Annotated in this window: 17 protein-coding genes; 6 read left to right on the top strand and 11 right to left on the bottom strand. The window is 71.9% G+C overall.

What is annotated here, in order from left to right:
• Positions 1–5: 5 nt before the first annotated feature.
• Both EKO23_RS03395 and ileS read right to left on the bottom strand, forming a co-directional pair.
• Positions 6–683: a VOC family protein gene (locus tag EKO23_RS03395; protein WP_134714073.1), complete on the bottom strand. Its 678-nt coding sequence runs from the start codon at positions 681–683 to the stop codon at positions 6–8.
• 52 nt (positions 684–735) lie between these two features.
• Positions 736–3,969 carry an isoleucine--tRNA ligase gene (gene ileS, locus EKO23_RS03390; protein ID WP_134714071.1) on the bottom strand — a complete coding sequence of 1,078 codons (3,234 nt, stop codon included), beginning with the start codon at positions 3,967–3,969 and terminating at the stop codon, positions 736–738.
• Between the two features lie 294 nt (positions 3,970–4,263).
• Here ileS and EKO23_RS03385 point away from each other — a divergent pair, with 294 nt between their 5' ends.
• The 3 genes from EKO23_RS03385 (at position 4,264) to EKO23_RS03375 (ending at position 6,799) form a co-directional block, all read left to right on the top strand.
• Positions 4,264–4,788, top strand: coding sequence for a DinB family protein (locus EKO23_RS03385; protein WP_134714069.1), 525 nt, complete (start codon positions 4,264–4,266; stop codon positions 4,786–4,788).
• Positions 4,789–4,856: 68 nt separating this feature from the next.
• Positions 4,857–5,801, top strand: coding sequence for a 2,3,4,5-tetrahydropyridine-2,6-dicarboxylate N-succinyltransferase (dapD, locus tag EKO23_RS03380; RefSeq protein ID WP_134714067.1), 945 nt, complete (start codon positions 4,857–4,859; stop codon positions 5,799–5,801).
• Positions 5,802–5,842: 41 nt separating this feature from the next.
• A complete protein-coding gene (locus EKO23_RS03375) occupies positions 5,843–6,799 on the top strand; it encodes a VldE C-terminal domain-containing protein (RefSeq protein ID WP_246050871.1) in 957 nt (318 codons plus the stop codon).
• A 124-nt stretch (positions 6,800–6,923) separates the two neighbouring features.
• Here the strand turns inward: EKO23_RS03375 and dapC are convergent, their stop codons facing one another.
• Together dapC and fdxA are read right to left on the bottom strand one after the other, a co-directional pair.
• Positions 6,924–8,054, bottom strand: coding sequence for a succinyldiaminopimelate transaminase (dapC, locus tag EKO23_RS03370; RefSeq protein WP_281280843.1), 1,131 nt, complete (start codon positions 8,052–8,054; stop codon positions 6,924–6,926).
• An 8-nt stretch (positions 8,055–8,062) separates the two neighbouring features.
• On the bottom strand, positions 8,063–8,389 hold the full coding sequence (gene fdxA / locus EKO23_RS03365) for a ferredoxin (RefSeq protein WP_134714063.1): 327 nt from the start codon (positions 8,387–8,389) through the stop codon (positions 8,063–8,065).
• A 57-nt stretch (positions 8,390–8,446) separates the two neighbouring features.
• Here fdxA and EKO23_RS03360 point away from each other — a divergent pair, with 57 nt between their 5' ends.
• A complete protein-coding gene (locus EKO23_RS03360) occupies positions 8,447–9,409 on the top strand; it encodes a GNAT family N-acetyltransferase (RefSeq protein WP_134714061.1) in 963 nt (320 codons plus the stop codon).
• Here EKO23_RS03360 and EKO23_RS03355 read toward each other — a convergent pair.
• On the bottom strand, positions 9,406–10,380 hold the full coding sequence (locus EKO23_RS03355; protein ID WP_134714059.1) for a DUF389 domain-containing protein: 975 nt from the start codon (positions 10,378–10,380) through the stop codon (positions 9,406–9,408). The two genes, EKO23_RS03360 and EKO23_RS03355, sit on opposite strands and share 4 nt — an antisense overlap.
• Before the next feature lie 112 nt (positions 10,381–10,492).
• On the opposite strand from EKO23_RS03355, the gene EKO23_RS03350 reads away from it, so the two are divergent.
• A complete protein-coding gene (locus tag EKO23_RS03350; RefSeq protein WP_134714057.1) occupies positions 10,493–12,631 on the top strand; it encodes an ATP-binding protein in 2,139 nt (712 codons plus the stop codon).
• 12 nt (positions 12,632–12,643) lie between these two features.
• Here the strand turns inward: EKO23_RS03350 and EKO23_RS03345 are convergent, their stop codons facing one another.
• A complete protein-coding gene (locus tag EKO23_RS03345) occupies positions 12,644–12,916 on the bottom strand; it encodes a hypothetical protein (protein ID WP_134714055.1) in 273 nt (90 codons plus the stop codon).
• Between the two features lie 284 nt (positions 12,917–13,200).
• Between EKO23_RS03345 and aspS the strand changes: the two genes are divergently transcribed.
• Positions 13,201–14,538, top strand: a complete 1,338-nt coding sequence (gene aspS, locus EKO23_RS03340; RefSeq protein WP_134714053.1) for an aspartate--tRNA(Asn) ligase — start codon at positions 13,201–13,203, stop codon at positions 14,536–14,538.
• Between the two features lie 127 nt (positions 14,539–14,665).
• On the opposite strand, the gene EKO23_RS03335 is transcribed toward aspS, so the two are convergent.
• Genes EKO23_RS03335 through EKO23_RS03315 form a run of 5 tightly spaced genes read right to left on the bottom strand, consistent with a single transcriptional unit; the run spans position 14,666 to position 20,031 of the window.
• Positions 14,666–16,441: a VanW family protein gene (locus EKO23_RS03335; protein WP_167880306.1), complete on the bottom strand. Its 1,776-nt coding sequence runs from the start codon at positions 16,439–16,441 to the stop codon at positions 14,666–14,668.
• Positions 16,442–16,451: 10 nt separating this feature from the next.
• Positions 16,452–16,826, bottom strand: coding sequence for a hypothetical protein (locus EKO23_RS03330; protein ID WP_134714049.1), 375 nt, complete (start codon positions 16,824–16,826; stop codon positions 16,452–16,454).
• Entirely contained in the window at positions 16,823–17,737 is a 915-nt protein-coding gene (mshB, locus tag EKO23_RS03325) for an N-acetyl-1-D-myo-inositol-2-amino-2-deoxy-alpha-D-glucopyranoside deacetylase (RefSeq protein ID WP_134714047.1), read from the bottom strand. The genes EKO23_RS03330 and mshB overlap by 4 nt, the downstream gene beginning before the upstream one ends.
• Before the next feature lie 42 nt (positions 17,738–17,779).
• Positions 17,780–18,781, bottom strand: coding sequence for an ornithine carbamoyltransferase (gene argF, locus EKO23_RS03320; RefSeq protein ID WP_134714045.1), 1,002 nt, complete (start codon positions 18,779–18,781; stop codon positions 17,780–17,782).
• Between the two features lie 29 nt (positions 18,782–18,810).
• Entirely contained in the window at positions 18,811–20,031 is a 1,221-nt protein-coding gene (locus EKO23_RS03315; protein WP_134714044.1) for an arginine deiminase, read from the bottom strand.
• Positions 20,032–20,137: the final 106 nt, after the last annotated feature.

Here is a 20,137-nt window from a genome sequence, read left to right as displayed (position 1 = left end):
GCCCCTCACGCCCGGGGAGGCGGGAAGACGCAGAACTCGTTGCCCTCGGGATCCGCGAGCACCCTCCAGTCCGGCATCTCCCACAGGACCGTGGCGCCGCGCTCCAGCAGCGGCCGGACCTCGCCGGTGACGTCCCAGTGCACCCGGTTCGGCCCCTGCCGGGGCTCGGGCACCGGCGCGAAGTCGAGCTCGATCAGCGGGTCCGGCGTCGCCCTCTCGAGCGTGACCCACCCGTCGTGCGTCGTCGGGGTCACGCCGAAGACCTCGCCCCACCATGCCGCCTGGGCGGCCGCGTCGGCGCAGTCGACGCCGACCGCACGCAGGCGGTACGCCGGGAGGTCGGCCGGGTCGCGGAGGAACGCGCAGAACTCGCCGCCCTCGGGGTCGGCCATCAGCGTCCACCCCAACCCGGTCTCCTCCATGGGCGCGACCACGGTGGCACCGAGCGCGACCAGGTCCTCGATCGCCGCGGTGGCCACGTCGAGGTGCACGCGGTGCTTGACGGTCTTCGGCCGGTCGACGTGGTTCACCCAGACCCGCTGGTACGGCGCGGAGCCGAGCAGCGCGGTCGCGTGCGGCTTCACCACGTCGCGCTCGAGGCCGAGCACCGGCGCCCAGAATGCTCCCATCGTGTCGGGCTCGAGCGCGTCGATGCAGAGGTCCTTCCAGGTCGCCAGGCTCATTCGGAGTCCCTGAGCGAGGCGGAGCGCAGCGAGCATTCGCGTGGGGTGGACGTCACGCCCGGACCACCTCGACGTCGAGCTCCTCGGCCGGCTCGTAGGACACCGTGGTGGCCAGCGTCTCGCCGGCGACCAGCGCCTCGTGGGTGCGGGCCGCGGCCAGCACCGTCTCAGGGGCGCGCACGGTCAGCGCGATCCGGTCGGACACGTCGAGGCCGGCGTCGCGACGGGCCTGCTGGACGGACCGGACGAGGTCGCGGGCCTGCCCCTCTGCCTCGAGCTCCGGGGTGACCGCGGTGTCGAGCACCACGAACCCGCCGCGCGGCAGCATGCCGGTCGCCGAGTCGCCGACGGAGTCGGCGGCGACGGTCTCCAGGGTGTACTCGCCCTCCTCGAGCGCCAGCCCGCCGGAGGTCACCGTGCCGTCCGCGGCCACCGACCAGTCACCCGACTTCGAGCCCTTGATCGCCACCTGCACGTCGCGGCCCAGGCGCGGGCCCGCGGCGCGGGCGTTGACCGTGAGCCGCTGGGACACGCCGTACGACGCAGCTTCCGGGGCGGCGAGGTCGAGCAGCAGGACCGACTTCACATTGAGCTCGTCGGCGACGATCGCCTCGAAGCCCGTCAGCGCGTCGGGGCCGTCGACGACGACCGTGAGCCCCGCCAGCGGCAGCCGGTTGCGCAGGCCGGCCGCCTTGCGCAGCGCCGAGGCGGCCGAGCAGACGTCGCGCACCTGGTCCATCGCGGCCACCAGAGCGTCGTCGGCCGGCAGGTCGCCGGCATCGGGCCAGTCGGCGAGGTGCACGGACCGGCCGCCGGTCAGGCCGCGCCAGACCTCCTCGGTGGTGAGCGGCAGCAGCGGCGCCGTCACCCGGCACACGACGTCGAGCACCGTGTAGAGCGTGTCGAACGCCGCGGTGTCGACCTCGCCACCGGTCGACCAGAACCGCTCGCGGGAGCGGCGGATGTACCAGTTCGTGAGCACGTCGAGGAACGCCCGCGTCGAGTCGCAGGCGTTCGCGACCTCGTAGTGGTCCATCTGCCGGGTCATCGCGTCGACGAACTGCCGGGTCTTGGCGAGCAGGTAGCGGTCGAGCGGGTCAGTGGACGCCGTCGACCACCGCGCGTCGTACCCCTGGCCGGGGCCGCCGGCGGCGTTGGCGTAGAGGCTGAAGAAGTACCAGCTGTTCCACAGCGGGATCATCACCTGGCGCACGGAGTCCCGGATGCCCTGCTCGGTGACGATCAGGTTGCCGCCGCGCAGGATCGGCGAAGCCATGAGGAACCAGCGCATCGCGTCGGCGCCGTCGCGGTCGAAGACCTCGCGCACGTCGGGGTAGTTGCGCAGCGACTTCGACATCTTGTTGCCGTCGGAGCCGAGCACGATGCCGTGGCTGATGCAGTTCTCGAACGCGGGCCGGTCGAACAGCGCGCTGGCGAGGATGTGCAGGGTGTAGAACCAGCCGCGGGTCTGGCCGATGTACTCGACGATGAAGTCGGCCGGGAAGTGATGCAGGAACCACTCGTCGTTCTCGAACGGCACGTGCACCTGGGCGAACGACATCGAGCCCGAGTCGAACCAGACGTCGAGCACGTCGGGGACCCGGCGCATCATCGACCTCCCGGTCGGGTCGTCGGGGTTCGGGCGCACCAGGTCGTCGACGTACGGACGGTGCAGGTCGGGCTGGCCGTCCTTGTTGCGCGGTAGCCGTCCGAAGTCGCGCTCGAGGTCCTCGAACGAGCCGTAGACGTCGAGGCGGGGGTACGCCGGGTCGTCGCTCTTCCACACCGGCACCGGGCTGCCCCAGAAGCGGTTGCGGGTGATCGACCAGTCGCGGGCGTTCTCCAGCCACTTGCCGAACTGGCCGTCCCTGATGTGGTCCGGCACCCAGTTGATCTGCTGGTTGAGCTCGATCATCCGCTGCTTGAACGCGGTGACCTCGACGAACCACGACGAGACGCCCTTGTAGATCAGGGGCTCGCGGCAGCGCCAGCAGTGCGGGTAGGAGTGGTCGTAGGTCTCGCGGCGCAGCAGCACCGTTCCCTCGGTGACGGCGCCGCGGTCAGCCCCTCCGCGGGTGGCGGCTTTGAGGTGGTCGATGATGTGGAGGTTCGCGTCGAAGACCTGCATGCCGGCGTACTCGTCGACCGGCGCGGTGAACCGGCCGTCCTTGCCGACCGGCATGACCGCCTCGATGCCCTCGCGGTCGGTGACCTCCTTGTCGGCCTCACCGAACGCGCCGGCGGTGTGCACGAGTCCGGTGCCGTCGGTGGTGGTGACGAACTCGGAGGCGGCGACGATCCGGAAGGCGCGCTCGTGGCCGAGGTAGTAGGAGAACGGTGGCTGGTAGGTGCGCCCCACCAGCTCGGCACCGGTGTAGCGGCCCCGCACCTCCGGCTCCTCCCCCAGCTCGCGGACGTACGCCGGCAGCCGGGCCTCGGCGATGAGGTAGCGCTCGGTGGTCCCGGTCGCGTCGGACTCCACGACGACGTACGCGATGTCCTCGCCCACCATCACGCCGAGGTTCGACGTCAGCGTCCACGGAGTCGTCGTCCAGACCAGCGCGAGCACACCCGCCAGCGGGTCGGACTCGTCGGTGCCCTCGATGCGGTAGCCGACGGTGACCGCGGGGTCCTGGCGGTTCTGGTAGACGTCGTCGTCCATCCGCAGCTCGTGGTTGGACAGCGGGGTCTCGTCGTTCCAGCAGTAGGGCAGCACCCGGAATCCCTCGTAGACCAGGCCCTTCTCGTGCAGCTGCTTGAAGGCCCAGATCACCGACTCCATGTAGTCGGGGTTCATGGTGCGGTAGTCGTTGTCGAAGTCGACCCAGCGGGCCTGCCGGGTGACGTAGTCGCGCCACTCGCCGGTGTACTTCATCACCGAGGCGCGGCAGGCCTCGTTGAACTTCTCGATGCCGAGCTCGAGGATCTCGTCGGTGGTCTTGATGCCGTTGAGGCGCATCGCCTCGAGCTCCGCCGGGAGGCCGTGGGTGTCCCAGCCGAAACGGCGCTCGACCCGCCTGCCGCGCATCGTCTGGTAGCGCGGCACGACGTCCTTCACGTAGCCGGTGAGCAGGTGGCCGTAGTGCGGCAGGCCGTTCGCGAACGGCGGGCCGTCGTAGAAGACGAACTCGTTGTCGCCGTTCTCGCCGGCCGGGCGCTGGTCGACGCTGGCCTGGAAGGTGCCGTCCTTCTCCCAGTAGGCCAGCACGGCTTCCTCGATCGCCGGGAAGGCGGGGTTGCCCGGTACCTGACCGGCGTCGGTGTGGGAGACCTTGGGGTAGGTCATCGGTGGCTCTCCTGCGGCTCGTCGTTCGTGCTCCGGCACGAGGACGACATCACTGCCGCGGTACCACCCCGCTTGTCCCGTCGTACGACGCGACCACTCGTTGACGGCTGTGACGGGCCTACCCGTCCGGTTCTAGTGAGGCCCTGCCCATCGCTGGGAGGTCCCGTTCTTCCGGAGGCTCGCCGCTGATGACGGCTCGAACGCCTGTGCCGCACAGCGTACGGCGCCCGCCCCGCGCCCTGCCAGTCGGATTCTGCTTGGGTGCACCTGGGTACGGCTGGTCGGATGGCGCCCATGACCGAGACCCAACAGGCGGACCCCCGCGACTACCGGTCGACCCACGGCGAGCAGGACACCGTCCTGACCTACCTGCGCAACTACCGCCTCACGTTCGAGATGAAGTGCCAGGGGCTCGACGCCGAGCAGCTCGCCCGTCGGTCGGTGCCACCGTCGACGATGTCGTTGCTCGGCCTGGTCCGGCACCTCGCAAAGGTGGAGCACAGCTGGAACCGGCGGGTCCTCCAGGAGAACCTCGACGCGCCCCGGCTGTACTGGTCGGAGGACCAGCCCGACCTCGACTTCGACGGCGCCGTCGCCGACCCCGAGGTCGTCGCCGAGGCGTGGGAGTCGTGGCGACGCGAGGTCGCCGACGCCGATGCGTGGCTGGCCGGGGAGGCCGACTGGAGCCGGGAGGTGCCCGTGCACGGCGAGCCCACCGAGGTCCGCGACATCGCCGTCCACCTGGTCGAGGAGTACGCCCGGCACGCCGGCCACGCCGACCTGCTCCGGGAGTGCATCGACGGTCGGACCGGGCAGTGACCCGTCCCTCGCCACCGGGCCGTCCCGCCGTTTGGAACTCTGCGGGGGCCACTCCGTAGGGTTGGCGCGTGACTTCCGCCGCCTGGGGCTTCGGCCTCGCCACCATCGCGCCCAACGACACCGTCCTCGACGTGTGGTTCCCCGAGCCCGCGCTCGGCGAGGGGCCGCAGAACGGCACCGCCCCGGAGGGACTGGACGCGCTGGCCGGCGACGACGAGCTGCGCGGCGTACGCCGTGAGGTCGTCCGGGTCGACATCTCCGACCTCGACGCGGCCCCGGACTCGACCGCGGACGTGTGGCTGCGGCTGCACCTGCTCTCCGCGCGGCTGGTCACCCCCCACTCGATCTCGCTGGAGGGCGTCTTCGCGCTGCTGACCAACGTCGTGTGGACCAGCGCCGGCCCCTGCGCGGTCGACGGCTTCGAGCTGACCCGCGCCCGGCTCCGGGCGGCCGGCCAGCACGTGACGGTGTACGGCGTCGACAAGTTCCCGCGGATGGTCGACTACGTGCTGCCGACCGGCGTCCGCATCGCCGACGCCGACCGGGTCCGCCTCGGCGCCCACCTCGCCCCCGGCACCACCGTGATGCACGAAGGCTTCGTCAACTACAACGCCGGCACCCTCGGCGCCTCGATGGTCGAGGGCCGGATCTCGGCCGGCGTCGTGGTCGGCGACGGCTCCGACGTGGGTGGAGGCGCCTCGATCATGGGCACCCTGTCCGGCGGCGGCAAGGAGACGATCTCGATCGGCGAGCGCTGCCTGCTCGGCGCCAACGCCGGCCTCGGCATCTCGCTCGGCAACGACTGCGTGGTCGAGGCCGGCTGCTACGTCACGGCAGGCACCAAGGTGACGGTCAAGGACATGGACAACAAGCCGCGCGTCGTCAAGGCCCGCGACCTCTCGGGCGCGGACAACGTGCTGTTCCGCCGCAACTCCGTGTCCGGCGCGATCGAGGCCGTGCCGTGGCAGCGTGAGGGCATCTCGCTCAACGCCGCGTTGCACGCGAACGACTGACGGTGGCCCGCTCCACGGCGCGCCGCAGGGGGCGCCGGGGCGTGTGGGTCCTCGTGCTGGCCGGTCTGGTGGTGGTCGCCGGCGCCGGCCTTGTCTGGCAGCTGGGCCTGGGGCCGCTGCCCGACCCCGAGGGCTGCACCGCGACGGTCGGGGGCCGCACCGTCACCCTGACCACCGAGCAGGCCGAGAACGCCGCGCTGATCTCCGCCATCGCCGTGCAGCGGGGGCTGCCCGCGCGCGCCGCCAGCATCGCGCTGGCCACGGCGTACCAGGAGTCCAAGATCGTCAACCTCGAGCACGGCGACCGGGACTCGATCGGCATCTTCCAGCAGCGCCCGTCGCAGGGCTGGGGCACTCGTGAGCAGATCCTCGACCCGGTCTACTCCATCAACGCCTTCTACGACGCGCTGGTACGGATCGAGGGGTACCGCTCGATGCGGATCACCGAGGCCGCGCAGGAGGTGCAGCGCTCCGGCTTCCCCGAGGCCTACGAGGACCACGCCGACGACGCCCGGGTGCTGGCGTCCGCGCTGACCGGCAACTCGCCGGGCGGCCGGTTCACGTGCGTGGTGCGGCACTCCCTCGAGGAGGAGCCCGACACCCTGGACAAGGGCGGCCTCACCGGCCGCGCCGCCGTCGTACGGCGCGAGCTCGAGGGGGTCTTCGGCGACCTCTCGCTGGGCGGCTTCGCCCCGGGCGGAGTGCGCGAGGGCCACATGCCGGGGTCGACGCACTACGAGGGCCGGGCCATCGACGTGTTCGTGCGCCCGATCAACCGCGCGAACAAGCGTCAGGGGTGGGCGATGGCGTACTACCTGGTGGCGCAGGCCGGCCGGCTCGGCGTCGACCACGTCATCTTCGACAACAGGATCTGGTCCGCCGGCCGCCGCTCCGAGCAGGGCTGGCGCGCCTACGACCCGGACACGCGTGGCCGCCCCCCCGCCGTACGCAAGGTCCTCGAGCATCGCGACCACGTGCACGTCGACGTGGTCGACTGATCGTCCGTCTCTCCTGTCACAAGATTCACCGGGCGCCCGGGGAAATCCTGTCCTGTCAGGGAAAGCATTCCCTGACTGGGCATCAATTCCCCGGACGGCCGGGGAATCCTGGGGCTGCTGTGAGTTAGGCGGAGAGGCGGGCGACGGCGGCGTCGACCCGCTCGTCGGTGGCGGTGAACGCGACCCGGACGTGCTGGGCGCCGGCGCGGCCGTAGAAGGCGCCGGGGGCGACCAGGATGCCCTGCTCGGCGAGGGTGGCGACCGTGGCCCAGCAGTCCTCGCCGCGGGAGGCCCAGAGGTAGAGCGAGGCCTCGGAGTGGTCGATGGTGAAGCCGGCGCCGAGCAGCGCCTCCTTGAGCTTGGCCCGGCGGGCGGCGTACCGCGCGTGCTGGTCGGCGGCGTGCGCGTCGTCGGCGAGTGCGGCGGCCATCGCGACCTGCTGCGGGCCGGGCATCATCAGCCCGAGGTTCTTGCGTACGGCGAGCAGCTCGCCGACCAACGCCGGGTCACCGGCCACGAACGCGCAGCGGTAGCCTGCGAGGTTGGAGCGCTTGGACAGCGAGTGCACGGCGAGGATGCCCTCGGACGAGCCGCCGCTGACCGAGGGGTGCAGCACGGAGAACGGCCGCCCCTCCCAGGTGCACTCGACGTAGCACTCGTCGGAGACCAGGATCGCGCCGCGCTCGCGGCACCAGTCGACCATCTTCTTCAGGTGCTCCGGCGGCAGCACCCGGCCGGACGGGTTGGACGGGCTGTTCACCCAGACCAGGGCCGGCGTCTCGGGACCGAGCCGGGTCAGGGCGTCGGTGGCGACGGCCCGGGCCCCGGCCAGCGCGGCACCGACCTCGTAGGTCGGGTACGCGAGCTCCGGGTAGACCACCAGGTCGCCGGGTCCGACGCCGAGGTGCAGCGCCAGCGACCCGATCAGCTCCTTCGAGCCGATAGCGGGCAGCACCGCGTCGAGGCCGAGCCCGGTCACGCCCAGCCGGCGCGCCATCCAGTCCAGCGCCGCCTGCCGGGTCTCCGGACGGCCGATCGTGACCGGGTAGCCGGGCGAGTCGGCCGCGTCCGCGAGTGCCCGCTGCACGACCTGGGGGGTCGGGTCGACGGGCGTGCCGATCGAGAGGTCGACGACCCCGTCGGGGTGCGACCGCGCGGTGGCGGCGTACGAGGTGAGCTTGTCCCAGGGGAAGTCGGGCAGCCGGGAGGAGACCCGCGGGTTTCGAGACAGGCGCTGCGCGCCTTCCTCAACCACGGGAGCCGTCAGTGGTCCTGCTCCTGCGGGGGCAGCGCCTCGATCAGCGGGTGGTCCTTCTCGATGACCCCCATCTTGGCGGCACCACCGGGCGAGCCGAGGTCGTCGAAGAACTCGACGTTCGCCTTGTAGTAGTCCTTCCACTGCTCCGGCGTGTCGTCCTCGTAGAAGATCGCCTCCACCGGGCAGACCGGCTCGCAGGCACCGCAGTCCACGCACTCGTCGGGGTGGATGTAGAGCATCCGCTTGCCCTCGTAGATGCAGTCGACCGGACACTCGTCGACGCACGCGCGGTCCTTGAGGTCGACACACGGCTGGGCGATGACGTAGGTCACCAGATCCTCCTAGGACTGAAGCAATGCCGGAACACCGGCCAGCCTAGTATCCCCGCCATGGATTCGGGCAGGGACTCCCGGCAGGTGGGCAATCACCTGCTCGGGCCGCACGTGGTCGGCCGCCGCGTCGTCGTACGCCGGCTGCTCCGCGGTGAGACCGGACCGAGCGGCGGGCCCGCGATGACCGACGTCCTGGGCACCTGTACGGCGTGGGGTGGAGGCCGCTGCGTCGTCGTGCCGGAGTCGGGCGACCCGGTCGAGATCGCGCTCGCCGACATCGTCTCCGGCAAGCCGGTGCCCCCGCGCCCGTCGGTGCGGCACCGGGTCTCGGCAGCCGAGGCCGAGTCCCACGTGGCCGCGCTCTGGCCGCACCTGGTGACCGAGCCGCTCGGCGGGTGGACGCTCCGCTCGGACCCGGCCCCGGTCGGGCGGCTGCGGCGCCGGGCCAACTCCTGCCTGGCGATGGGCGACCCCGGTCTCCCGTTCGCCGACGCCGAGCACCGGATCCGGTCCTTCTACGCCGAGCGGGACCGGCCGGTGCTGGCCCAGGTCGAGCTCGGCTCCGACGTCGAGGACGCGTTCCGTGCCGCCGGGTGGGAACCCCTCGGCAACGGCGACGCTCACTTCCTGCTGGCCTCCCTGGCCCGCGCCCTCCGCAGCTGCAACGCGGGGGGCCGTCCCGCCACCGTCGCGCGCTACCACGAGAAGGGGCTCGGGCAGGTGGTGGTCGAGCTGGTCGAGGGCGAGGTGGTGGTGGCACGCGGCGAGGCGACGTACCAGCGCGACTGGCTGGGCGTCCACGGCCTCGAGGTGGTGCCGGAGCACCGTCGCCGCGGCCTCGGCACGGCGGCGCTGGCGGCGCTGCTGGACTGGGGCGCCGAGCGCGGCGCGACCACGGCCTGGCTGCACGTCGAGACCGACAACGAGCCGGCGGCGGCGCTCTACGGACGGCTCGGGTTCGCCCGGCACCACACCGGCCGCTACCTGCGGCCGGCGACGGTGCGGGTCGCCGGGCCCTAACCGCGGGCCGACGGCTCGCGACCGAGCCCGAACAGGTGTGCGGTGCGCGCCATCACCCGGTGCCACAGCAGGCGTTGCAGGGCGAGCACGATCGTGCCCGCCACCACCATCCCGGCCACGTTGACCCCGAGCTGGGCCGCGGAGCCGCGGATCTCGTACGGCGCCCAGACGGCGAGCGCGAGCGCGAGGTTGCCCGCCGCGGGGACCGTGGTGACGGAGATGAACACGCCCACCATGGCGTTCGCCTTCTCCGTCGACAGCGCCAGCACGCCGGCGGCGCCCGCGATCAGGGCCACGATGAGCGACCAGATGTCCGGGTGCCAGATGAACCCGGTCTGCGGCCGTGCCCGGGTCACCATCTCCTCGGTGATCACGCCGAGCAGCACCAGGAACAGCGCCATCAGCGTCACCACCGCGATCGCGAACGTGAAGCTGAGCACCAGCAGCCGCAGGCTGGCGCCGGCCAGCCGGGCCTTGCCGAACACGATCCCGGTGCACAGGGCCGCGACCGTGCTGAACTCCGGACCGACCACCATCGCCCCGACCACCAGGACCGAGGAGTCCGTGATCACCGCGACCGAGGCGAGCATCGTGGCCAGCACCAGGAACACGTGGAAGGTGATCGTCGGCCGGCTCGCGGCGTACGCGTCGGCGACCACCTTCTCCCACAGCACCGCGTCCTCCGGGTCGCCCGGGGCCAGCCGCTCCAGGCGCCGGGCCGCCGCGAACGGCGTACCGGTGGGGGTGGTCAGCACGATCCCGCCGACGTCGGGCAGGCCGAGGCCGTCGAGCGCCCGCAGCAGCTCGCTGGCGGTCTCGCGGGCGACGTCGCACTCGAGCAGGTCACCCTCCGGGTCGAGCGACGCGCCCTCGAGGACGACCACGTTGGTCACGTGGTCGTGGTCGAGGAGGAGCTCCCGGACCGGGCCGGACAGGCGGGTGGGCACCGTCAGGCGCAGGTGGACGAGCACCCCGGCAGACTAGTCCGGCTGAGCCGCGGTTCGGCCGCGCGGCGCCAGCTCAACGCCTAGCATGGCGCGGGAACGGGGCTTTCCGGCAGCCCCGTCGGATCCCGGGGACCCGATGCTGCAGAGCTCACCCACCGCCCAGTCCTCCGAGGCCGACCCGCTCGCGGGCCGCCCGGAGGCCGTCCGCTGGTCGGTCCGGGTCGCGATGCTCGCGCTGGTCGCCGCCGCCCTGGTGTACGTCGTGTCCACGATCCCGGGCGTCCGGTCCAACTCCGGCTTCGTGCCGGTCCTCGACGGCTGGTTCCAGGGGGCGACGTACGCCCTGACCGCGGTGGTCGCCGGCCTCCGCCCGGCACTGAGCCGGGTCGACCGGCTGCTGTGGAGCCTGGTCGCGGTGGCGCTGGCGCTGCGAGCGGTCGGGTTCATCTACTACTTCTTCGTGGTGCGCACCCAGGTGCCCCAGCCGTACCCGTCGCTGTCCGACGCGTTCTGGACCGCCAGCTCGCTGGTGATGATCGCGGCGCTCGTGGTCCTCGCCCGGGCCAGCTCCCGCCACCGCGGTGCGCTGCTCGCGCTCGACGCGTTGACCATGACGATCACGGCCGCCGGGGTGACCGCGATGTTCCTGCACGACACGGTGGTGGACCGGGCGGGACCGGGCACCTCCTCGGCCGCGGTGACCGTCAACCTGGCCTACCCGCTGATGGACGTCGCCCTGCTGGGCCTGGCGTTCGGCGTGGTGACGATGGCCCGGGCTCGGCTCGCGGCCTCCGTCTGGCTGCTGCTGCTCGGCGTGGTCGGCTTCACGGTGATCGACGCGGTGTTCCTGGTCCAGATCACCGCCGGCACGTTCGAGCCGGCCACGATGCTGTCCGGGCTGAACATGGTGTCGACGGTCGTCATCGCCTTCGCCGGCTGGGTGCTGCCCCGGCACCGGCACGCTCACGCGCAGCGTGCGGAGGCGGACGAGCCGACCCGTGGCGGGCTGTGGATCGGCCCGCGCGGGATCCTGGTCCCGGTCGTGTGCGCGGTCGTCTGCGTGGTCACGATCCTCTACGCCACGGACCAGGACCAGCGCCAGCTCGCGCTCACCCTGCCGGCGCTCGGCGTCCTGCTGGTCATCGCCCGAGGTGTGACCACCGTGCTCGCCGAGCGCGACGTCGCCGACCGCGAGCTGCGGCTCAAGAACGACGAGCTGCTCCGGTTCCAGTCGCTGGTCGAGGCCTCCAGCGACTTCATCGCGATCGCCGGCGTGGACGGCACCGTGGCCTACGTCAACCCCGCAGGACGGAAGCTGGTCGGACTCGCGCCGGACGCCGACGTGACGCGTACGACGATCGCCGACTACCTCACCGAGGAGGGCCTGCAGGCCTCGCTCGCGGTCGAGCAGCCGGCGGTGGTGGCGCAGGGACACTGGGAGGGCGAGTCGACGCTGCGCGACATGGGCGGCGGCCCGCCGGTCCCGGTCGCGATCAACAGCTTCCTCATGCTGCACCCGGTGACCGGGGAGCCGATGTCGCTGGCCACCGTGCAGCGCGACATCACCGACCGGAAGTCCGCCGAGCAGGGCTTGCGCGACCTCGCCGACCAGCGGCAGGAGCTGCTCGACCGCCTGATCCAGGCCCAGGAGGACGAACGGGCCCGGATCGCCGCGGACGTGCACGACGACTCCGTGCAGGCGCTGGCCGCGCTCGAGCTCCGGCTCGGCATGCTGCGCCGTCAGGTGCAGGACAGCGATCCGCGGCTGCTGCCCGGCCTGGAGGCCAGCCAGCTGACCCTGGAGACCGCGACCTCCCGGCTGCGGCACCTGCTCTTCGACCTCGACTCCCCCGCCCGGCGCGACCCGCTGCCGGTTGCGCTCGAGCAGGCCGCGACGTACGTCTTCGAGGACGCCGTCCCGTGGCAGCTGACCGGGGACCGCGACGTCGACCTGCCCGAGGCGCTGCGGGTGACCGCCTACCGCATCGCCAAGGAGGCGATGGTCAACGCGCGCAAGCACGCCGACCCGTCGCTGGTCCGGATCGAGCTGGCCGCGGTCGACGGCGGCGTCGAGGTGGCGGTCGTCGACGACGGCCGCGGCGCCGGGCCCGAGCAGCTCCGCGAGGTGCCGGGCCACCTCGGGCTCGGAGGCATGCGGGACCGGGCCACCGTCGCCGGCGGCCGGCTCACCATCACCAGCGCACCGGGCGAGGGCACCGCGGTGCGGTTGTGGCTGCCCGACCCCGGGAGCGACCCGGCCACGACCGCCGGCTGAGCCGGGCGCGGGTCAGCGACCGCCCCAGACCGCGTGCGCCCGCGCCACGACGTACGCCGCGATGTCGTCGAGGGTGCGCAGGGAGCGCCGTACGTCGGCGGGGACGGAGATCGCGTAGCGGTACTCCAGACGGTCGAACAGCGAGTGCAGGGCGCCGCTGTCCGCGGCCCGGGCCAGCGGGACGTCGGTCGGGACGTCCTCGGCGACGTCGGGCGCGGCCACCAGGAGCTCGAGCCGGGTGACGGCGAGGACGGACTCACGGTCGAGCTGCTGGGTCACGCACATGGTCCCTCCTGACGCACGGTACGGCCGGTCAACTGGAGGAGGGCCGAGCGGCGTCGGTGATACGTCGAATCCGATGCGACAACCCCCTGCGGGCCGACGTACGATCGCGGCGGAGCGCGTGAGGACTGACGACCCTCCTGCCGGCCGGGCCGGCAGAGCCACGGGCACCCGTGCGTACGACGTGACCGACGAGAGGCCGGGGACACCCCGGCGAAGGTGTGGTGGCACCGCGACCTTGCCCCCGCCCACACCTCCAGGGCTGCCATGCCGAACTGGAGGTGACCATGACATCGAACGACCCAGGACTCGAGACGCTCGCTGACGCTCGCTCCTCGACCACCGGGCTGCCACGCACCCTGTGCGCCGCGCTCCCCGAGACCCCGCCCGGCCGGCAGGTCCGGATCCAGGGCTGGGTGCACCGCCGCCGCGAGCTCGCGGCGCTGACCTTCCTGGTGGTCCGCGACCGCAGCGGGCTGGCGCAGGTGGTGGTCAAGGACCCGGCCGTGCAGGTGCCGTCGGAGGAGACCACCGTCGACGTGGTCGGCACGCTGACCGCCGACCCGTCCGCGCCCGGCGGGGTCGAGGTGACCGCACCGACGATCCGGTCGCTGACCGAGCCGGCGGCGACCCCGCCGGTCGAGCTGTGGCGGCCGGCGCTCAACACCTCGCTGCCCACGCTGCTCGACCACGCCCCGGTGGCCTGGCGGCACCCGGCCCAGCGGGCCCGCTGGGAGCTGGCGGCGGCGACGCTGCGCGGCTTCCGCGCGACCCTCGACGGGCTCGGGTTCACCGAGGTGCAGACCCCGAAGTTCGTGGCCTCCGCGACCGAGTCCGGCGCGAACGTGTTCGAGGTCGACTACTTCGGCCGGCCGGCCTACCTCGCCCAGAGCCCGCAGTTCTACAAGCAGCAGCTGGTCGGCGTCTTCGAGCGGGTCTACGAGGTCGGGCCGGTCTTCCGGGCCGAGCCCCACGACACGGTGCGGCACCTCGCGGAGTACGTCTCGCTCGACGTCGAGCTCGGCTTCGTCGAGGACCACCGCGACGTGCTGGCGGTGCTGCGCGAGGTGGTGGCCGGCATGGTCGCCGGGATCCACACGTACGCCGGCCCGGCGGTCGAGCGGCTCGGGGCCACGGTCCCGGAGGTCTCCGAGGAGATCCCGGTGCTGCACTTCTCCGAGGCGCTGCGGCTGGTCGGGGCGCCCGAGGACGAGCCCGACCTGGCCCCCGAGCACGAGCGGGCGCTGGGCGCCTGGGCGCGCGAGGAGCACGGCAGCGACTTCCTCGCGGTCGAGGGGTACCCGATGCGCAAGCGACCCTTCTACACGCACCCGGAGCCCGGCGACGAGCGCTGGTCCAACAGCTTCGACCTGCTCTTCCGCGGGCTGGAGCTGGTCACCGGCGGCCAGCGGCTGCACCGGATCTCCGACTACGAGGCGGCGATCCGCGCCCGCGGCGAGGACCCGGCGGCGTACGCGGCGTACCTGCAGAGCTTCCGGCACGGCATGCCCCCGCACGGCGGGTTCGCGATCGGCCTGGAGCGCTGGGTGGCCCGGCTGGTCGAGGCGGCCAACATCCGGGAGGTGACCCTGTTCCCCCGGGACCTCAACCGCCTGACCCCCTAGCCCGATCGGTGACCCGGCACATCATGTGCCGGGTCACCACCGTCGGGACACGCTGAGTCGGCACAAGATGTGCCGGGTCACCACCGTCGGGACACGCTGAGTCGGCACAAGATGTGCCGGGTCGGGGTCAGTCGCCGGCGTCCTGGGAGGGCGGCGTGGTCCGTTTCTCGGAGTCGCAGATCACCGTGTCCGACGGGATGTACGTCGTGTGGAGCTTCTCGGTGCGCTCCAGCGCGGACGAGCCGTGCTTGCGGAAGTAGCGCCACACGTTGATGTCGAAGCCGCCGTACCCGTCGTTCGGCTCGCACTCGGGCCCGGACAGGTGGCGGGTCTTCTCCTGGGTGAAGTTGTAGCGGTTGCCGGTCCTGGTGGTGATGTCCCAGTACTTCGTGGAGTACATCGACACGGTCACCACGCCCTGCGACGACGGGGTGGACGGGGTGACCTTTGCGGTGATCAGCACGCCGTACGGCGTGTCGTTGGTGAACCGCAGGTCCACGGCTCCCCAGGCCACGGTCGCCTCCCGACCGACCGGGTAGCGGTCGATGTAGAACGAGTGCGGCTTGTGCTCGACGTCCTTCAGGCCGGCGAAGAACATCGCGTTGAACGTCGTCGTCGCCATCTGCGAGACGCCGCCGCCGAAGTCCTCCTTGAAGACCCCGTTGCTGATGATGAAGCCCTTGGTGAAGCCGTTCTCGGCGGTCCTCTCGCCGACGGCGTCGTTGAGCGAGAAGGTGTCGCCCGGCTTCAGCACGGTGCCGTTGACCAGCTCGGCGGCGCGGCCGATGTTGGTGTTGCGGTATTCCGCGTAGGGGTAGTACGTCGTGAACGTCGACACCTGCTCCGTGATCTTCAGGGCGCGCGCGTCCCTGGTGGTGAACCCGGCGTCCTTCACGGTCGCCTTGACGTTCATCTGCCGCTCCCCCGGTGCCTTGACCACCAGCGCCAGGAACGCCGAGCTGATGTCCTTCGGGTCGTAGTCGACGCCGGGCTTGGACGGCACCACCGCGGGCTTGCCGTTCACCAGCCGGACGGTCGCGTCGACCGGCGCGCCCTCGGTCCTCGCGAACCGGGAGCGGACCAGCGCGGTGAGCTTCGTCTCGTCGAGGTCCGGCGCGAGCGCGCCGTCCTCGGCCTTCATCCCGAGCGCCGCGCTGTAGTCGGCCGGGCGGAGCTTCACCCGGGTCCTGTCGAAGACCAGCGTCACCGGCCCGGAGACCGCCGGGTTCGCGAACTCGTTGAGTGCGTCCTGCACGTCGTCGCGGCTGATCTCGGGCTCCGCGGTCACCAGCTCCAGCTCGGCGGTCCCGTCGTCGACGTACGCCGACTGCAGGGCACGCTCGGCGAGGTCGCGGTCGACCTCCTCGCCGTCCTGCCCGAACACCGGCCGCGCAGCGCCGTCGACGAACCGGACGTCGCCCTCCTTCGCGGGGGTGCCGTGCTCCTCGTCGATCCGGTCGAGGGTCGCGGACAGGGTGTCCTCGTCGACGGACACGACCGGGTCCAGCTCGCCGCCACCGGTGTAGTAGTCCCACAGCCGGCCCGGCGACCAGCTGCGCTCCGCACCCGCCTCGTCGACGGTCGCCCGGTAGTCCACCGACAGCCCGGCCGCCTCGGCGGTCATCGGCACGTTCTCCCCGTCGACGGTGACGTCGATCGCGTCCCGGTCGGCGAACCCGTCCTGCAGCGCCTGCACGGCGTCGTCCTGGCTCTTGCCGCCGATGTCGATCCCGGCGACGCTCGTGCCGCGCGGCACCTTCTCGCCGGCGAAGGCGTACGCCGCGACCCACAGCAGCCCGACCAGGAAGGCCAGGCCGAGCACGGTCAGCAGGACGACGCGGCCGCCGCTGCTCTCGTCGCGGTCGCGCGGCGGCTTCGTCTTCGGCTGGGTCTGGGACGACACGCGGGCCATCCTAGGAAACCTGCGGGGACGATCCCGATTCGTCGGCGGCGCGGCGACCCACCGGAAGGGTCACGATCGCGAACACCGCGAGCACCAGGGCGGCCAGCAGCAGGGCGTACCCGCGGGCCGTCGCGGTGACGACGTAGTCGCCCTCCGGCCGGCCGAGCAGCGCGACCAGGACCGCGCCGGACCAGCCCAGCCCGAACCCGGCCCGGACCCACCCGGGCGGCGCGGCCACGGCGGCGGCGTACGGCGCGCCGACGGCCAGCAGAAACCACCCCCAGGACTTGTCGTGGACGCCGATCGAGGCGACCCCGGTGACCACGCCCACACCCGCGGCGACCAGGAGGAGCAGCCAGCCCAGCCCTCGCGGCAGCCGGCTCACAGCCCCGCGAACAGGTCGGTCTCGAGGCCCTCGGCTCCCAACGGACCCTGCCGACCCTTGACCAGCCGGAAGAACTCGGTGCCCCAGACGCTGTTGCCCTGGTTGTTGGACAGCGCGAAGAACGGGCCGTCGAGGGTGATCTGGGTGCGGTGCGCGGCCAGCGCGGCCATCTTGCGCCCGACGTAGTCGTCGCCGACGACCAGGGCGGAGAGCTGGTCGTCGGGGGTGGTGAACGGCAGCGGGCCGTCGGGGTCCATGCCCTCGAACGTGGTCTCGTCACCGGCATCGCGGATCGCCCGCAGGCTGGCTCGCATCCGCGACTCCGACATGGCGCCCCAGTAGATCTTGGCGATCTCCCACGCCTCCCCCAGCTCGCGCTTGTAGGACTCCGCGCCGGCCAGCAGGGAGGCGTACATCGCGACGCGGTGGGCCTGGATGTGGTCGGGGTGGCCGTAGTTGCCGAACTCGTCGTAGGTGACCAGCACCTGCGGCCGGACCTCCCGGATGACCCGGACCAGGTGGTCGGCGGCCTCGGTGAGGTCGGCGCGCCAGAAGGCGTTCTCGTGGATGTCGTCGGCGGCGATCGCGTGGCCGTCGTCGTGCCACTGCATCCCGGAGTCGCGGTAGGTGCCGAAGCCGCCGAGGAACCGGAAGTCGGTCACCCCGAGCGCCGCCATCGCGTCGTCGAGCTCACCGCGCCGCTGCTCGCCGAGCAGGTCGTCCTTGTCGGCGGCGAGGTGCTCGAGCTCGGGCACCAGGATCTCGCCCATCTCGCCCGCCGTGCAGGTCACGAGCGTCACGCCACGCCCCTCGGCGGCGTACTTCGCCATGGTCGCGCCCTGCATGATCGACTCGTCGTCGGGGTGGGCGTGCACGAGGAGGAGGCGCTGCTCCGGTCCCTGTTCGGTCATGCGCCCCAGCCTAGTGAGCGGTCCCGAGCCCCGGTCCAGCGCTTATCCGAGGGTCGCGACCAGCACGGCCTTGATCGTGTGCACCCGGTTCTCGGCCTGGTCGAACACGATGCTCGCCGGCGACGAGAAGACCTCGTCGGTCACCTCCAGGCCGGAGGTCATGCCGGTGTGCTCCATGATCTCCCGGCCGACCGTGGTCCGTAGGTCGTGGAAGGCCGGCAGGCAGTGCATGAACCGGACTGCGTGGTTGCCCGACCGCGCCAGCAGCGCGGCGTTGACCTGGTACGGCGCGAGCATCCGGACCCGGTCCTCCCACACGTCCTTGGCCTCACCCATCGAGACCCAGACGTCGGTGTGCACGAAGTCCACGCCGTCGACGGCCGCCGCCGGGTCGTCGGTGACCGTGATCCGGGCTCCGGTTCCCCGCGCGATCTCCTCGGCCAGGTCCACCACATCCTTCGGCGGGTGCAGCTCGGCCGGGCCGGCCAGGCGCACGTCGCTGCCCAGGAGCGCCCCCGTGACCAGCAGCGAGCGCCCCATGTTGAAGCTGCAGTCCCCGACGTAGGCGTAGGCGATCTGCTCGTAGGCCTTGCCGCACGCCTCGTGCATGGTGAGGAAATCGGCCAGCATCTGGGTGGGGTGCCACTCGGCGGTCAGACCGTTGTAGACCGGGACGCCGGCGTGCGCCGCGAGCGTCTCCACGTCCGCCTGGAGGTTGCCGCGGTACTCGATCGCGTCGTACATCCGGCCCAGCACGGCGGCGGTGTCCTCGATGGACTCCTTGTGCCCGAGCTGGGAGCCCGACGGGTCGAGGTAGGTCACGTGGGCGCCCTGGTCGTAGGCCGCGACCTCGAACGCCGAGCGGGTACGGGTCGAGGTCTTGCCGAAGATCAGCGCGATCTCCTTGCCGGTGAGGCGCGGCGCCTCCGTGCCGGCGTACTTCGCGAGCTTGAGGGCCTCCGCCAGGCGCAGCAGGAAGCGCATCTCGCCGGGCTCGAAGTCGATCTCCTTGAGGAAGTGACGGTTCTTCAGGTTGTAGGACATGTCGTCTCCCGTGCTGGTCCGGTAGCCCGTCAGAACGCCGGGTCGCGCTCGATCGGGCAGGTCATGCAGTGCGAGCCGCCGCGGCCGCGGCCGAGCTCGAAGCCCTCGATCGTGATGACCTCGATGCCGGCCTTCCGCAGTGCTGTGTTGGTGCCGGTGTTCCGCTCGTACGCCACGACCACACCGGGCTCCAGAGCCACCACGTTGTTGCCGTCGTCCCACTGCTCGCGCTCGGCGCCGAACGCGTCGCCGCCGGTCTCGACGATCCGCATCCGGTCCACCCCCAGCGCGGTGGCCATCAGGTCGGGCAGGGTTCCCTGCTGCTCCTCGACCACGAGGTCGTCCGGTGTCTCTCCGGGACGGATCGCCCAGGTCCGCGCGCCGTAGACGACCTGCGGGAACAGGGTGACGAGGTCGCGGTCGCACATGGTGATCACGGTGTCGAGGTGCATGTAGCTGCGCGACTTCGGCAGGTGCACGGCCAGCACGAGGTTCGCAGCCCCGGCGCGGAAGAGCGAGCGCGCGATCCACAGCACCGCCTGGGCGCTGGTGCGCTCCCCCATGCCGATCATCACCGCACCGTTACCGATCGGCTGGACGTCGCCGCCCTCGACGTGCGCCCGTCCCCAGTCCTCGCCGGTGCCACCGAGCCAGATCGGGAACTCCTCGGCGGCGAACATGGGGTGGAATCGGTAGATCGCCTCCATGATCAGGGTCTCCGGCTTGCGCGCCGGCTTGGTCATCGGGTTGAGGGTGACGCCGCCGTAGATCCAGCACGAGGGGTCGCGCTGGAAGAGGAAGTTCGGCAGCGGCGGGAGCAGCATGTGCGTGGGATCGGCGGACTGCCACACGAGACCCACGTCCTTGACCACGTCGGTCCGCGTGATGCCGCCGATCAGGAAGTCGGCGACCTCGGCGGCTCCGGCGGTCTGGACCCACTCGTTGGCGCGCTGCGCGGCCGTGATCCCGACCTCGCGCTCGTTGAGGATGCGCTCGCCCACCCAGTCCCGGACCTTGGGCTGCTCGAGCGCCTCGGCGAGCAGCGACTCGGCGAGGAACACGTCGATGCCGCGCTCCCGCATCACCTCGCAGAACATGTCGTGCTCGGCCTTGGCACGACTCACCCAGAGCACGTCGTCGAAGAGCAGCTCCTCGACGTTCGACGGCGTCAGCCTGGTGTGTTCGAGCCCGGGACGGTGCACCAGCACCTTCCGCAGCCTGCCCACCTCCGAGTGCACTCCGAACGACATCGCGGTCACCTCGCTCTCGACGCAGCAGGTACGCCGTGCGGCACCTGCCGTGCCGTCCAGTCTCGACCGCGGCCCTGAAGCCTCACGAGGGTCGTCGGACCGGGCC

This window comes from Nocardioides guangzhouensis, from assembly GCF_004519545.1.
GTDB classification, from domain to species: domain Bacteria; phylum Actinomycetota; class Actinomycetes; order Propionibacteriales; family Nocardioidaceae; genus Nocardioides; species Nocardioides guangzhouensis.
Note: the sequence above shows the minus strand (reverse complement) of the source record. Positions and strands in the feature narration are given on the sequence as shown.